A 12,782-nucleotide genomic window follows, 5' to 3' on the forward strand; every position below is an offset into this window, starting at 1 on the left:
TATTTATCGTATATAAAGTAACTCCATCAAACATGAAAGGTGGAAAGTCCTATGAAATTTATATGCTTTTACTTCGGATTACTATTGACTGGAATTTTTGGAGGGCAATTTCTGATTCGTTTATTAAGGGATGGAGACTTTTTCGGCGCCGAATTCATTGGAGGCCTAATTGGAATTGGACTTTTAATAACGTGTGCTGCCATAAAAGGGTCATTCCGGCCAATTGATTCTCAACAAGATTAAGGAGGAAGCTGCCCCTGTGAAGAAATACATCATCTTTTTTATAAGCTTTCCGCTCATCTATATCGTCTTGCAAATTACATCAGGTTGGGTCCTAACCGTATTACATACCCCGGATTTCACATCATACTCTAAAGCTGGTGATACGATGGCATCACCAGTATTATTCATCATATTATCGATGATTCCAGCCATTTACTTATCATATAAATGGAAAACGAACTGACCCGTCTTGTTTCATCCAGATAAACGGAATGGTACTATGAACCAAAAGAGTAAACCTTTTAACGATGGAACTGACCATAACAACAAGCATAAGGGATTCATTGGATTGGATACTTTCTCGTCGTCGGAATCCTGCTCATGCTGATCTTTGCTTTGCTCGGATCCTTATTATAATTAAGGGAGGTATGAAGATGAGCCTGAACAAAAAGGTTTTATTATCACTAATTGCTTTTTCTATAGTAGTTGCCATTTTTTTAATTGGCACCCACTCCTATTTCAACTATAAGATAATCAATTATGCCAGTGACCGCTGCTATGAAGAAGGTGGAGTGCCTGATGTGGAGCAAAGCTTTTTAGCATGGAATTATTCATTCAACTGTGACATCAGTTAACCCCTGTACATAAAGGAGATTCTGTCATGAGTGAACATCAGGTAAAAGGAAGGGAAGTTGATGCTAACACCCGCTGCGCCCATTACCACAGCGAAGTAGATATCATCGCCATAAAGTTCTATTGCTGCAGCGAATACTATGCCTGCTACTACTGCCACAAAGAATGTGCCGGTCACCCCGCCGAAAAATGGCCAAAGACAAAGCAGGATGAAACAGCGATATTATGCGGAAGCTGTAAGTATGAACTTTCCATTAATGAATATATCCATACTTCCTCATGTCCAAAATGCCATCATCCATTTAATGAAGGCTGCAGCAGCCACTTTCATCTATATTTTGACATGACATAAAAGAAGTCCCGCTTTGTAATATAGCGGGACTTCTTTTTCATAATCGTTGAACTGCTTCCACAACATTTTCAGCTGCAGTGACTGCCGAGATAACCGACACACCATCAGCTCCTGCCGCGATCACCTCGTGCGCATTATTAACCGAGATGCCGCCAATTCCTACAAGCGGAACGTCAGGATGAAGCTGTTTTACCCGCTCGATCCACTCCACCCCAACCGGTTCCTTCGCATCGATTTTCGTAGACGTCCCAAACACAGGCCCTGCCCCTAGATAATCAACAGAAGCAACAGCACTTCCCTTTAATTCCTCTTCATTCGAAATCGATAGTCCAATGATTTTTTCCGGGAAAAGGGATCGCAGTTCCTCCACATCGACATCGTCCTGACCGACATGAATGCCATCCGCTTCAAGAGGATCCACCAAAACGCTGTCATCATTTACAATAAACAACACATTATGCGTCCGGCAAAGCTGGCGTAATTTTTCGCCTAGCGCCAGCTTCGCTTCCCCTTCTAGAGAGCCCGGACCTTTTTCACGAAATTGAAAAGCTGTGATCCCGCCTTGAATCGCTTCAGTGAGCACGTCTACTGGATCACGTGTGCAATTTTGACTGCCCATAATTAAATATTTTCTTAATCGGCCCGCAAATTCCAAGGTTCATCACCCTTCCAGCTTCGTTATATCCATTGCAAGTGCATCAATAAAACATGCAGCAAAAGTGCCCGGTCCGTTAACAGTGGTGTGTCTGGACGCTCTTTCAGCTGCCAGTCCATAAAAGCGTGCAGCAGCCATGGTTTGCTCTAGCCGCGTACCAGAAGTCGATAGACATGCCGCTAAAATTGAGCCTAACAGACAGCCTGACCCCGTTACTTTACCCAGCCATTCATGTCCAGCCTGGTTAGTCATAATTTCTTGCCCGTCGCTGATGACATCAGTCTCCCCTGTCACTAAAGCAATCGTGTTGTACTTTTCTGCCACCTTCTTAGCAATCTCTTCACTATCGCCTTCACCGACTGAATCTACGCCTTTCGTTTCTAGCGTGATGCCTACAAGATGAGCCATCTCGCCAGCATTTCCTTTAATGGCCGTCGGCTGAACTTCATCTATGATTCTCTGAAAAGCTTCTGTGCGATAACTCGTCGCAGCAACTCCCACAGGGTCAATAACGACAGGAACGTCTTTTTGGTTAGCTGCTTTCCCTGCCAGAATCATCGCACGCAGGTGCGGTTCAGTGAGCGTTCCGATATTGATTAATACACCGTCAGAAAGCTGCGCGATATCCGCTGCGTCTTCCTCAGCCATTGCCATTATCGGAGAACCTCCAAAAGCGAGCAGTCCATTTGCACTAAAATTCATGACTACCTCGTTCGTAAGATTATGAATCAAAGGTTTCGTCTCCCGGACTTCATTGACAAGCTTTATAGCCATTTATTAAAAACCTCCTCGCGAGTCGCGAAATGATTGGTCGGTCCACTTCCTTGTCCAAGGTCAAAAGAGTGACGGATTACTTCCGTAACGAAGTACTTCGCTTCTTCCACTGCATCAGGAAGCGTGTGCCCCTGACCAAGAAAAGCAGTAATTGCGGCTGCGTAAGTGCAGCCTGTGCCGTGAGTATTGTTTGTATCGATCCGTTCACTTGTGAATTCGTGTATTCTTTTACCATCATATAGGAAATCGATCGCTTCCCCTTTCATATGACCGCCCTTAATCAAGGCAGCACCTGCCCCAAACCTCGTACATATCTGTTCAGCAGCGTTCTTCATATCATCATGCGATTCGACCTCGTCCCCAAGGATATACTCAGCTTCAGGAATATTGGGCGTCACTAGTGAAGCTAAAGGCAATAAGTGATCACGTAAATAACCACGCGATTCTTCTTCAATCAAGGCGTCACCGCTCGTCGCTACCATAACAGGATCCATGACATAAGGGGCAGGAATAGATTCTATCCACTCTGCAATCACCTTCATCATTTCCATATTGGAAATCATACCTGTTTTCAAAGCATGGACAGGCATATCTGATGAAATGGCCTCCAACTGACTTTTCAGGAACTCCGATGGAAGGTGGTGAACATCTTTAACTCCTGTTGTATTTTGAGATACGACTGAAGTGATGACGCTCATGCCATATGATTTCAATTCTTGAAACGTTTTCAGATCGGCCTGGATGCCGGCGCCTCCGCTTGGGTCTGTCCCGGCAATAGTAAGAGCTGTGGAGACATTTCTCATTTCGAATTCACCCCTTTCCATTGCGGCCATTCTTCACAAATATAAGCCATCTCCCAGAACTTCCATTCCAGCTGGCAGCTTTTGCGGAATGCGTCTTTCATACGCTGCCGCTCAGCTTCTGAAGCTTCGTCGGCCACTTCATCTAAACGATTACGCATCGCATGTGAGAGCGTATCAAATTCCTCGTCAGCATAAAATTTAATCCATGGGTAAAACGTATCGTCAGGGCCAGGCTGATATTTTTTCATCAAATGTTGTCCGATTTCAAGGTACGTCCACGGGCAGGGGAGCATAGCTGCTAGAATTTCACCCAACCCTCCCAACTGGGCGTGGTACATCATGTGTTTGACGTAGTGATCAGCTGTTGGCGGCAGCGGGTAGCCTTGAAGCTCGTCATAACCTACTCCGATGACGTCACAAAAGTTCTGGTGGGGGTGGGTTTCACTGTTCAATACGAATCCCACTTGTTCATTGAAGTATTCAATATCTTTGCGGTTAGTAGATTTTGAGATTCCTACGCCGTAAATGTGCATGAAAGCATTCAAGTATTCGTAGTCTGCTTTGATATAATGAGCGATAGAATCGTGGGGCACATCCCCTTTCCCAATACCCTCTACGAATGGGTGGTTAAAAACAGCCTCGAATATATCATTATTTTCCCTTCTCAACATCTCTGTGAAACTCATACGTTTGGCCTCCTTATAATTTAACTATGTTATGTCGTTGTTGATTTTTAAAGAAAAGTTATTCAACGATATGGCAGGACTGCTGATTCCGAGACATTTGGTGAGTGGATCAGGGCGGCGGGGAATGGCTCGCTTTCCGTGGGAGCGCGGTGAGCTTCCTCGGACGTCCCGTCCTGCGGGATCTCACCATGCACTCTCTTCCCACAGGAGTCTTCACCATTCCCCGCCGCCCCTCACTATATATGCGCTTCTCGAAATAGCTTCATTAAGAACCTTCTTAATAATAGGTGGATAATATTACTCATGCCGTGTTTACAGCATTTTCACTCTTAAAATCCCCTACAATTGAAAGTAGTCTCGAGCACCCCCCAATTGGATGGGGGGCTTTAGAAAACGGCGAGACTCCTACCTTTTAAAAGCGGAAGCGCTTTGCTCAGCGGCGTATGGACTGGACTGAGCTGCCGGAGATAAAGGAAACACGAAGAACAAAGTGATTCGATGTTGACTTATCGTACAGAAGTGAAGGAAGTCTCAGTAGCCGCTAAGCGCTGAAGCTGGATGTAGCCCCATATCGTTTATGCAATTGATAATATTAATACCTATTATGGTGTAAGAGGTGGGATGTACATGGTAGGTGAGATCCCGGAAGGCGTTAGCCTGAGGAAACTCACCACATGCCCACGGAAAGCGATCCTTTTTCTAAAGCCACCGTCTACTCATACAAAAGTCTCGAACTACGCCTACAAGAATAGAATGCTTGTATGAATACCAACAATGAAATTTAACGGATCCTTAAATTTAAGGTCAGTCGAGCTGAGGTACTAAATTGGTACGTCTCACCCTTGAAGCTACGAGCCACCCTAACAGTGCTCCGCTGACGCTGCTTACGATGAAGGATGGCAAGAAAGCAACTGCTCCCACTGAGCTGCCCATCAACACATTAGCAAAAGGCACGGCAAACATCGCCCCAATTAAACCAGAACCTACCATCTCTCCTCCAGCTGCAGCAAAAGATTTCTTGGTCCATTTGTACATATAGCCGGCAAATAAGGCTCCGATCATTCCCCCGGGGAACGCTAATAACGTTCCCAGACCGAGCAGATTTCGCAATAAACCAATCACAAAAGCGATCACTACAGCCGGCCCAGGTCCGAGGGTTATAGCTGCCATGACGTTAACTGCATGCTGGACTGGATAGGCTTTCGCAACTCCCGCAGGAAACCAGAGCAGTTGAGCACCTAATGTACCAATCGCTACAAATACGGCCATGGTGGTCAATAAACGTGTTCGATTCATGAGACTCCTCCCTTCTTCATTAGAGGGAAAACACAAAAAAGCCAGATCCCGGGAAGGACCTGACTGGTATAGGTAGAGTAATAGACTGATTGTCTAACTACTTCCCTCCGCTGGTGTTAACCAGATCAGGTGCTTAAGAGTCGGAAAGTATTTCTTTCCTCTCAGCCCGCAATTGGGCCCCCCTAGTAGTTTCTGTAAATATTTGATTGGTTTCAACTATCATAACAAAGCATTTTTGATTTGTCATTGTAAAAGGTGTAACATTTTCCATAAAAGAACCGACTAACCACTGAAACTATAGAAGGGAAAGATCCGTTATGAAAAAATGGATGGTCATACTTGCACTGTCATTAACCGCTTGTGGAACGACAGACATCAATGAAGAACCAGATTCCTCTGGAGAAGTTAGTAATGATCCCGCAGAATCGTCCTCTTTTTCTGGATTTGTGATGGACCAGAATGAAGACAGCATCCTAGTAGTAGATTTAATTGAAAACAGAGGCGGGGCACCAATTTGGGTGTCAGGAGTTGAAAAAGATATGTGGCTTGGAAAAAAAGTCGAGGTTGAAATTGACGGACCTATCGCAGAATCCACCCCCATGCAAGGCCAGGCAGGTGAAGTGACTGTCGTTGAGTCCAATCAGCCCAAAGGAGCTGATTTGAATGAGTCAGAAGCGCTGGCAAGTGCTCTTAGTGAAGTCGATCGAGGCAATGCCTTATCTGTAGAAACCATGGAATATAACGACGAGGAAGACCAATGGACAATTAAAATGCGTTCCACTGTAACAGAAAGCGGTACGGAGAGAATAACTATCGACGACGATGACTTTGAACAGGAATGATTTTTTAAAGCAGTCCGCTTATAAATTCCAGTTTATTGAAGATGACTACTTATTATTTAAAATTAAAGCTTTAAAAGCTTTAATATTCTAATCACCTTTTTCTGTACTCATGAAAAATCTCCCCAGGCCGCCGATACTTTCTAACAGCCTGAGGAGAGCTTTACTCTTCTACTTTTTTCAACATCCAGAGTCTTACACTGAGTTCAAGCAAAAACATGTCGTCCGCGTTCAATAAAGAAAGTCCTGTCAATTGCTCAATATTACGCAATCTGTGGAGCAGCGATTGCCTGTGTAAATTCAAAGCCCGGGCTGTCTGGCTTACATTGCTGTTGTATTTATTATAAACAATGAACGTGTTAATCAAGTCAGTTTGTCGCTTTTGATCATATTCTATCAATTTATGGAGAGTGTTCTTAACAATTTGTTCAATTTCTTTTTCATGGGACAAAGCAATTAATAAACGGTTCATTCTCGTGTCGCTGAAGAAAGTGCGGTCGCCTATTTCATGCTGCTGACGCCCTATATTATAAGCTGTAACTGCTTCATTATAGCTTTTATGAAATACAAATATGCCATCCTTATGCATCGATATTCCCCAGGAAATATTAATTCCTGCTAATAATTCATTCAATCTTCGTTCCACAAGATCGAGAAATTGGTTCGTTGTTTCGACATAAGGACGGTCATCCGCTTCTAAAAAAACAATCACTTCACCATCTTCAAAAGTCGCCATCGTTCTCCTTTTTAAAACATCTCCCGCATGTGCCACTTCCTTCTGAATGTAGTAATTACGGCTGTGCATGGAGGAAGACATAATGGCCTGCTCGGAACTTCCAATATGGTCATCTACTTTTTTCTTGAACCGAATTTCTCCAACGAGACATATATAGGGCTTCGTCAAATCGTAGCCGAGCAGCTGAGCCTTGGACTGAAGCTGTTTATCCATTTCCATATCCGTTTTTGCAAGATCGAGAAGGAAATTATCCTTTAAACGGATTTCCGTCATTTCGATAGCATTCTCTTTGACAAAATACAAGGCACAAGCAGTCAAGGCGTGCTCCAGAATGTTGAGGTTGGACCATGTGAGTTCTGTGTCGCTTTCCGGTTTAAACAACAGGTAGCCTTGTTTTTTATAGTTCGATAAAATGGTCAGCTGATAGCAAGAATCGTTTCCAATCTTGTACTCTTCAATATAATGGTATAACGGATGATCCTTAAACGGCGTCTCCCTGGAGGTGATGAGCTCATAATCGCCTGCCGCTTCTCCATTCAGCACGTCGATCATATGGCCGTCAAAATAATAGTTTGCGCGAACTAGCTTATTATGGTCGCTGATTGCTACAGGGATCGTAGTATTTTCATAGACGATCTTCATAATTTCCTGAAGACCCTTTCCGTTTAGGACACAATTAATAAGCTCTTGCCTTATTTCTTCTGTGCGCTGCTGTTCCACTCTTTTTCTTTTGCTGATTTCTGACAAAACGTCATGAAGAACATCTCCGAATCTCACATCCCATGGAATCTCAAGAAGGACGAATTGGTGTTTAGACGCCAGGGTCGTAATCCGATCGGGTATTTTATAAATATGCCTTCCTGTAGCGAATGCCAGCGCTGACGCCCCTGAATCAATAACATCTTGCACATAACCCTCAAGCGCTTCCGGATCGTCACTACACCCGATTCCTGTACTTAATACGAATTCATTTCTCCGAACAAAGTTTTCCACCGGTGTTTCGATGACTGAAATCCATTCAATTACTCTTTCTTTCAGATGCTTTTCACCGGTCAATACTTTTGCAGGCTCCATCACAGGGATTTGCAAAACATCCTCAACATGTATTCCCATCCTACCACCCCATTACAATCTAATCTAAAGCAACTGACGAATGGTGTCATGATCGACGTTATTGCCACTAACGACGATCACTATATTTTCACCTGCCTCTTCACTTTTATGAAGCACCTTTCCTATACCAGCAGCGGCAGCCCCTTCTATGATCATTTTATGATGCTCCATCATAAAAAGGATTCCTTTTTTTATAGTTTCTTCTGAAACGAGCAAGCTTTCGTCCAAGTATTGCCCAGTCAATTGAAACGTATGTTCATTACTTGGACCTAACCCTCCCAATAAACTGTCTGCCAGTGTATCCGACTCTTTCATGGAAACTGGAACACCTCGCTTCAAGCTTTCATGCATGACTGCTGAATTCTCCATTGAAATTCCCTGAATATGAATATCAGGCATCATCGTTTTAAGGGTGAAAGCAATTCCTGAAAGCAGTCCTCCTCCAGACAAAGGAATAATAAGCTGATCGACTTCAGGAAGCTCCCGAAGGATTTCCAGCCCGATCGTACCCTGTCCAGCTATTACTTGGATATCATCAAAAGGCTTAATGACAGTCAGCCCCTGTGATTCTTCGAGCTCATAGCAAAAGGCTTCGGCATCATCCTGATTTTCACCCACTTTTTCCACGTTTGCGCCCAGTCTCATCAACCTATTCACTTTTTCATTAGGAACCCGGTTGGATATACAAACGGTGGCTTTGATCCCCAACTGTTCAGCTACGTAAGCAACTGCTATGCCGTGGTTTCCAGTAGAAAAGGTAGCCACTCCTTTGCTTTGTTCTTCAGGTGTCAACGATAAGATTTTATTAGCTGCTCCTCGTAATTTAAAAGCACCCGTCGGCTGATAATTTTCTAATTTCAAGTAAATGTGACGGCCTGTGTGCTTTGAGAGGGGCTCAGAATACAGGAGTGGCGTTTTGGCCACTATATTCCTTATACGCTTATTGGCTTGCCATACATCCCTTAACGACAACTTATTCTTCAAAATCCCCCTCCTTTATAGATTCAGATTTTTCTGATAATATATCATAAAAATAAAGATCGTACTATATGTACGACCTCATTATTATTTTTCACGCAGTGATCGATGAATGACATCTTGTAAATGCTCACAACTATGAACAGATTCAATACTTGCAGCTAAAACCTCTTCATTCGGAACAGCTGCCCAGTCCAACACATACTCTGCTTCCAGGGCGATACACCTGATAAATTCCCTTAGACTGCGTCCGTTACCTTCCCGAAAAGGGTGAAGCACATTAATTTCAGCCATATAATACGACAGACGTTCCGCTAATTCAGCCTTACTCATATGGTCCCAGTTCTCCGATAAAAGCTTTGCGAATAATTCGCCAGCCGCGTGGCGGATAAATTGGGATTGAGCGAACGTAAATCCATCTTTTGTGATATTTTCCGTTCTTATTTCTCCAGCGAACGGATATAAATCTTTAAAAATGGATTCATGAATCTTTTGCAGATGCCTCAAATCAAAATCTCCACTGACGGGGTGCTCCTGAAGCTCTGATAACCGCTGCGTTGCCAAAATCGTTTCCATCGTTTGAAGCTGACGATCATTCCTAATATCATAATGGTTGATAAGAATGGATGTTCCAGCATAACAATAGCGGGAGGATCCGCTGCCATACCTGGATCTAGGCATGGCGAGCCAATTCCAAAGCCCGCTTCAAAAATTCTTTATGTGTAATAGAGCCTGTCAAACGTTTCATGACGAGGCTTTCTTCCCGTTTACTCAAATTCATTCCTTCGATAGCCATGGAAGCTTTTGCAGATTCCATCATGCTCTCTGCCTGCTCATCCGTACGAACGCTCATCTAAACAACCCTCCGACCGAATTGATCTATTATTATTATACTACAAAACGGTGTACAAATACAGAGATATAGTTCGACAAAACGCTACATAACAGCATTTATGAGGTTTTTTTCTTGCGATTTGTTTTCTTGGCAGCCGTTTTTCGTTTTGGGGCAATTTTTTTCGACTCTTTCGTGCTTTCAAGGGATTTTTCTAAAGCTTCCATCAGATTGGTCACATTTTCAGGTGTGGTTTCCTGTTTCGCAGTCGTCACTTCTTCATTGTTTCGTTTCGCTTCAATCAATTCCATTAGAGCTGTACGATATTCATCGGTATATTTTTCAGGTTCAAATTCGGCCGTCAGCTGATCGATCAAAGTAATAGCTGTGCTCACCTCTTTTTTACTCAGGTCCGTCGTTTGCTCTGGCACATTCGGGACATCTGCCACATTACGAACCTCATCCGGAAAGTGAATCGTCTCCATAATAAGCGTGTTTTCATACACCCTGACAATGGCGAGCTGCTCTTTAGAACGAATGATGATCTTAGCAATTCCGATCTTCCCTGTATCGCTTAAAGCCTGGCGAAGAAGCCCATAAGCTTTTGTGCCTCCTTCATTAGGCGACATAAAGTAACTGCGGTCGAAGTATATCGGATCGATCTCTTCTAATTTGACAAAATCCAATATTTCAACCGACTTATCCTCCTGTTCTTTCTTTAAGTTCTCCAAATCTTCCGCATCAAGAACGACAAATTTATTTTTTGCGTACTCATAAGCTTTTACAATGTCTTCGTTCGATATTTCTTTATCACAAACGGGACACCTTTTCTTATACTCAATCGGAGATTTGCATTCTTCGTGCAGCTGTCTCAGCTTGATATCCTTATTTTCAGTGGCTGCATGGAGCTTGATCGGAATATTCACAAGTCCAAAGCTTATCGTTCCTTTCCACATCGTATGCATCGATCCACACTCCTTTTTATTTAGCATGTACTCGAACATTAAATTTATGATTAAATCCCTGCGTATCGCTTAAACTATGAGGAGAAAAGCAGGTGAAATGAATGGACAAGCCAATGCTTCCGACTTTGTCCTCTTCCCTCATTGAGGGGGAAGAATGGATGTACGAGGTGAAATATGACGGTTTCAGAGCGTTCCTTAGCTGGACAACAGGTGGAGTGGAGTTGAGGAGTAGAAATGGAACAGATTTATCTCGGCAATTCCCTGAAATAATAAACGCTTTAGATAACTGTACGTTAAATGAAGAACCTATCCTCTTGGATGGGGAAATTGTTATTTTAAATAATGCCTATCAAGCAAACTTCCCCCTTTTGCAAACAAGAGGGCGTATGAAGAAACTTGAAAAAATCAAGCAACTTTCTTCCCGTCGTCCCGCTGTATTTATGGCCTTTGACATGCTGAAACGGGACAGTGACTTAACATCCCAGCCATATTTGGACAGGAAAAGACACCTTAAAGAGTTCATTGAACAGCTGAGCACACCTGCTCTGAACTATGTAGAGTCATTTAAGGATAAGGAATCGGTCCAAAGGCTAGTCTTTGACCATTTAGGTGAAGGTATAATAGCCAAGAGGGTAGACAGCTCTTATGCGTATAATAAAAGAACGAGGTCGTGGCTGAAAATAAAAGAGTGGCGGACGGTATCCGGCTTCCTCACTCAATACAATCCAGAAAATGATTACTATGAGGCAGAAATTTATGACGGAGAAGAAAGAATCGTACTCGGACGTTTTAAAAACGGGCTGAGTGATGAAGAATCCAAAACTTTACGCACTTTTTTTAGAGAAAAAGGAAATGGATGGAGATTACAGCCAAGCATTTGTGCGGATATCAATTGTTTAGAAGCCTCCAGGGGAGAGTTAAGAGAACCTCAGTTCAATAAATTCCGCTTTGACCTCAACCCAAACGAGTGCACGGCAGATAAGCTGAAATGGGACTTATCTCTCTTCCCTCAAGATGTCGAATACACCCATACCGACAAACAATTATGGCCTAACGGTATAACCAAGAAGGATTACCTCATTTATTTACGTCATGCGGCTGCTTATATGCTTCCATATTTTAAAGATAAGCACGTGACGGTGATACGCTACCCTGATGGAATTAAGCAACAATCTTTTTTTCAAAAGAATGCGTCGGATTATGCACCAGATCATGTGAAAGGGCAGCCGACGAGCGAAGGTGAAATGCGTCTGAGAGCCGAACAGCTGTCTTCCCTATTATGGCTCGGCAATCAGGGGGCCCTTGAATTTCATCTTCCTTTCCAAAAGACTTTATCCGATCATCCTGACGAAATCATTTTAGATTTAGATCCTCCAGAGAGAGAAAGTTTTGATTCAGCAATTTTAGCCGCCGGATTGTTAAAACATCTGTTGGACGAGCTAGGAGTCTACAGTTTTGTAAAAACATCAGGAAACAAAGGGCTGCAAATTCACCTTCCTATCGATGAAGGCAGTATGACCTATAAAGAGACCCGAAGATTCACTGAACAGTTGGCTTTGCTTCTCGTTAAAGAAAAGCCCGACCTCTTCACCATTGAACGTTTGAAGAAAAATCGCGGAGGACGTCTCTATATTGACTACGTACAGCATGCAGAGGGAAAAACGATCATTGCTCCTTATTCTGCACGGGCTACGAAAGAAGCAAGTGTAGCTGCTCCGCTATTTTGGCACGAATTAGATGCGCCCCTGACGCCTTCCATGTTTACCGTTAGAAACGTTATGGAACGGATCCATAAGCTTGGATGCCCTTTTCAGCATTTTCACGACGTAAGAAAGTATCAGCCGATCACTACGATTAAAAAACTATAGAAACGAAGGGCTCTACTATATATAGTAGAG

At 43.3% G+C, this 12,782-nt stretch carries 16 protein-coding genes and 1 riboswitch; of the genes, 6 read left to right on the top strand and 10 right to left on the bottom strand.

The window, feature by feature from the left end; all coding sequences use genetic code 11:
* Positions 1-51 precede the first annotated feature (51 nt).
* The 4 genes from O2Q26_RS07860 (at position 52) to O2Q26_RS07875 (ending at position 1,207) form a co-directional block, all read left to right on the top strand.
* Complete coding sequence (locus O2Q26_RS07860) at positions 52-243, top strand: hypothetical protein (protein ID WP_289215396.1); 192 nt, start codon at positions 52-54, stop codon at positions 241-243.
* 16 nt (positions 244-259) lie between these two features.
* Positions 260-466, top strand: a complete 207-nt coding sequence (locus O2Q26_RS07865; protein WP_289215397.1) for a hypothetical protein — start codon at positions 260-262, stop codon at positions 464-466.
* Positions 467-656: 190 nt separating this feature from the next.
* The gene (locus O2Q26_RS07870) at positions 657-857 is read left to right on the top strand and encodes a hypothetical protein (protein ID WP_253934899.1); all 201 of its coding nucleotides are present in this window, start codon (positions 657-659) and stop codon (positions 855-857) included.
* 26 nt (positions 858-883) lie between these two features.
* On the top strand, positions 884-1,207 hold the full coding sequence (locus O2Q26_RS07875; protein WP_289215398.1) for a CHY zinc finger protein: 324 nt from the start codon (positions 884-886) through the stop codon (positions 1,205-1,207).
* A gap of 37 nt (positions 1,208-1,244) precedes the next feature.
* Here the strand turns inward: O2Q26_RS07875 and thiE are convergent, their stop codons facing one another.
* From thiE to thiW, 5 genes are all read right to left on the bottom strand, one after another.
* A complete protein-coding gene (gene thiE / locus O2Q26_RS07880) occupies positions 1,245-1,862 on the bottom strand; it encodes a thiamine phosphate synthase (protein ID WP_289215399.1) in 618 nt (205 codons plus the stop codon).
* A 6-nt stretch (positions 1,863-1,868) separates the two neighbouring features.
* Positions 1,869-2,636, bottom strand: coding sequence for a hydroxyethylthiazole kinase (gene thiM / locus O2Q26_RS07885; protein WP_289215400.1), 768 nt, complete (start codon positions 2,634-2,636; stop codon positions 1,869-1,871).
* Positions 2,627-3,439 (bottom strand): bifunctional hydroxymethylpyrimidine kinase/phosphomethylpyrimidine kinase, encoded by an 813-nt coding sequence (gene thiD / locus O2Q26_RS07890; protein WP_289215401.1) that lies wholly within the window; start codon positions 3,437-3,439, stop codon positions 2,627-2,629. Before thiD ends, thiM begins: the two co-directional genes overlap by 10 nt.
* Positions 3,436-4,125 (bottom strand): thiaminase II, encoded by a 690-nt coding sequence (tenA, locus tag O2Q26_RS07895; RefSeq protein WP_289215402.1) that lies wholly within the window; start codon positions 4,123-4,125, stop codon positions 3,436-3,438. Before tenA ends, thiD begins: the two co-directional genes overlap by 4 nt.
* A gap of 804 nt (positions 4,126-4,929) precedes the next feature.
* A complete protein-coding gene (thiW, locus tag O2Q26_RS07900; RefSeq protein WP_289215403.1) occupies positions 4,930-5,421 on the bottom strand; it encodes an energy coupling factor transporter S component ThiW in 492 nt (163 codons plus the stop codon).
* Positions 5,422-5,506: 85 nt separating this feature from the next.
* Positions 5,507-5,615, bottom strand: a riboswitch (TPP riboswitch).
* A gap of 123 nt (positions 5,616-5,738) precedes the next feature.
* Between thiW and O2Q26_RS07905 the strand changes: the two genes are divergently transcribed.
* Complete coding sequence (locus tag O2Q26_RS07905) at positions 5,739-6,263, top strand: DUF3221 domain-containing protein (RefSeq protein WP_289215404.1); 525 nt, start codon at positions 5,739-5,741, stop codon at positions 6,261-6,263.
* A gap of 160 nt (positions 6,264-6,423) precedes the next feature.
* Here O2Q26_RS07905 and O2Q26_RS07910 read toward each other — a convergent pair whose 3' ends face one another.
* The 5 genes from O2Q26_RS07910 to ku all read right to left on the bottom strand — a co-directional run bounded on the left by O2Q26_RS07910 (position 6,424) and on the right by ku (position 10,884).
* Positions 6,424-8,109 (bottom strand): PucR family transcriptional regulator, encoded by a 1,686-nt coding sequence (locus O2Q26_RS07910; protein ID WP_289215405.1) that lies wholly within the window; start codon positions 8,107-8,109, stop codon positions 6,424-6,426.
* A 24-nt stretch (positions 8,110-8,133) separates the two neighbouring features.
* A complete protein-coding gene (locus O2Q26_RS07915; protein WP_289215406.1) occupies positions 8,134-9,093 on the bottom strand; it encodes a pyridoxal-phosphate dependent enzyme in 960 nt (319 codons plus the stop codon).
* A gap of 81 nt (positions 9,094-9,174) precedes the next feature.
* Positions 9,175-9,768 (bottom strand): Fic/DOC family protein, encoded by a 594-nt coding sequence (locus O2Q26_RS07920; protein ID WP_289215407.1) that lies wholly within the window; start codon positions 9,766-9,768, stop codon positions 9,175-9,177.
* Positions 9,761-9,940, bottom strand: coding sequence for a hypothetical protein (locus O2Q26_RS07925; protein WP_253934888.1), 180 nt, complete (start codon positions 9,938-9,940; stop codon positions 9,761-9,763). Before O2Q26_RS07925 ends, O2Q26_RS07920 begins: the two co-directional genes overlap by 8 nt.
* Positions 9,941-10,038: 98 nt before the next feature.
* Entirely contained in the window at positions 10,039-10,884 is an 846-nt protein-coding gene (gene ku / locus O2Q26_RS07930; protein ID WP_289215408.1) for a non-homologous end joining protein Ku, read from the bottom strand.
* Between the two features lie 101 nt (positions 10,885-10,985).
* On the opposite strand from ku, the gene ligD reads away from it, so the two are divergent.
* The gene (ligD, locus tag O2Q26_RS07935) at positions 10,986-12,752 is read left to right on the top strand and encodes a DNA ligase D (protein ID WP_289215409.1); all 1,767 of its coding nucleotides are present in this window, start codon (positions 10,986-10,988) and stop codon (positions 12,750-12,752) included.
* Positions 12,753-12,782: the final 30 nt, after the last annotated feature.

It is taken from the genome of Halobacillus campisalis (assembly GCF_030345335.1).
Taxonomy (GTDB): domain Bacteria; phylum Bacillota; class Bacilli; order Bacillales; family Halobacillaceae; genus Halobacillus_A; species Halobacillus_A campisalis.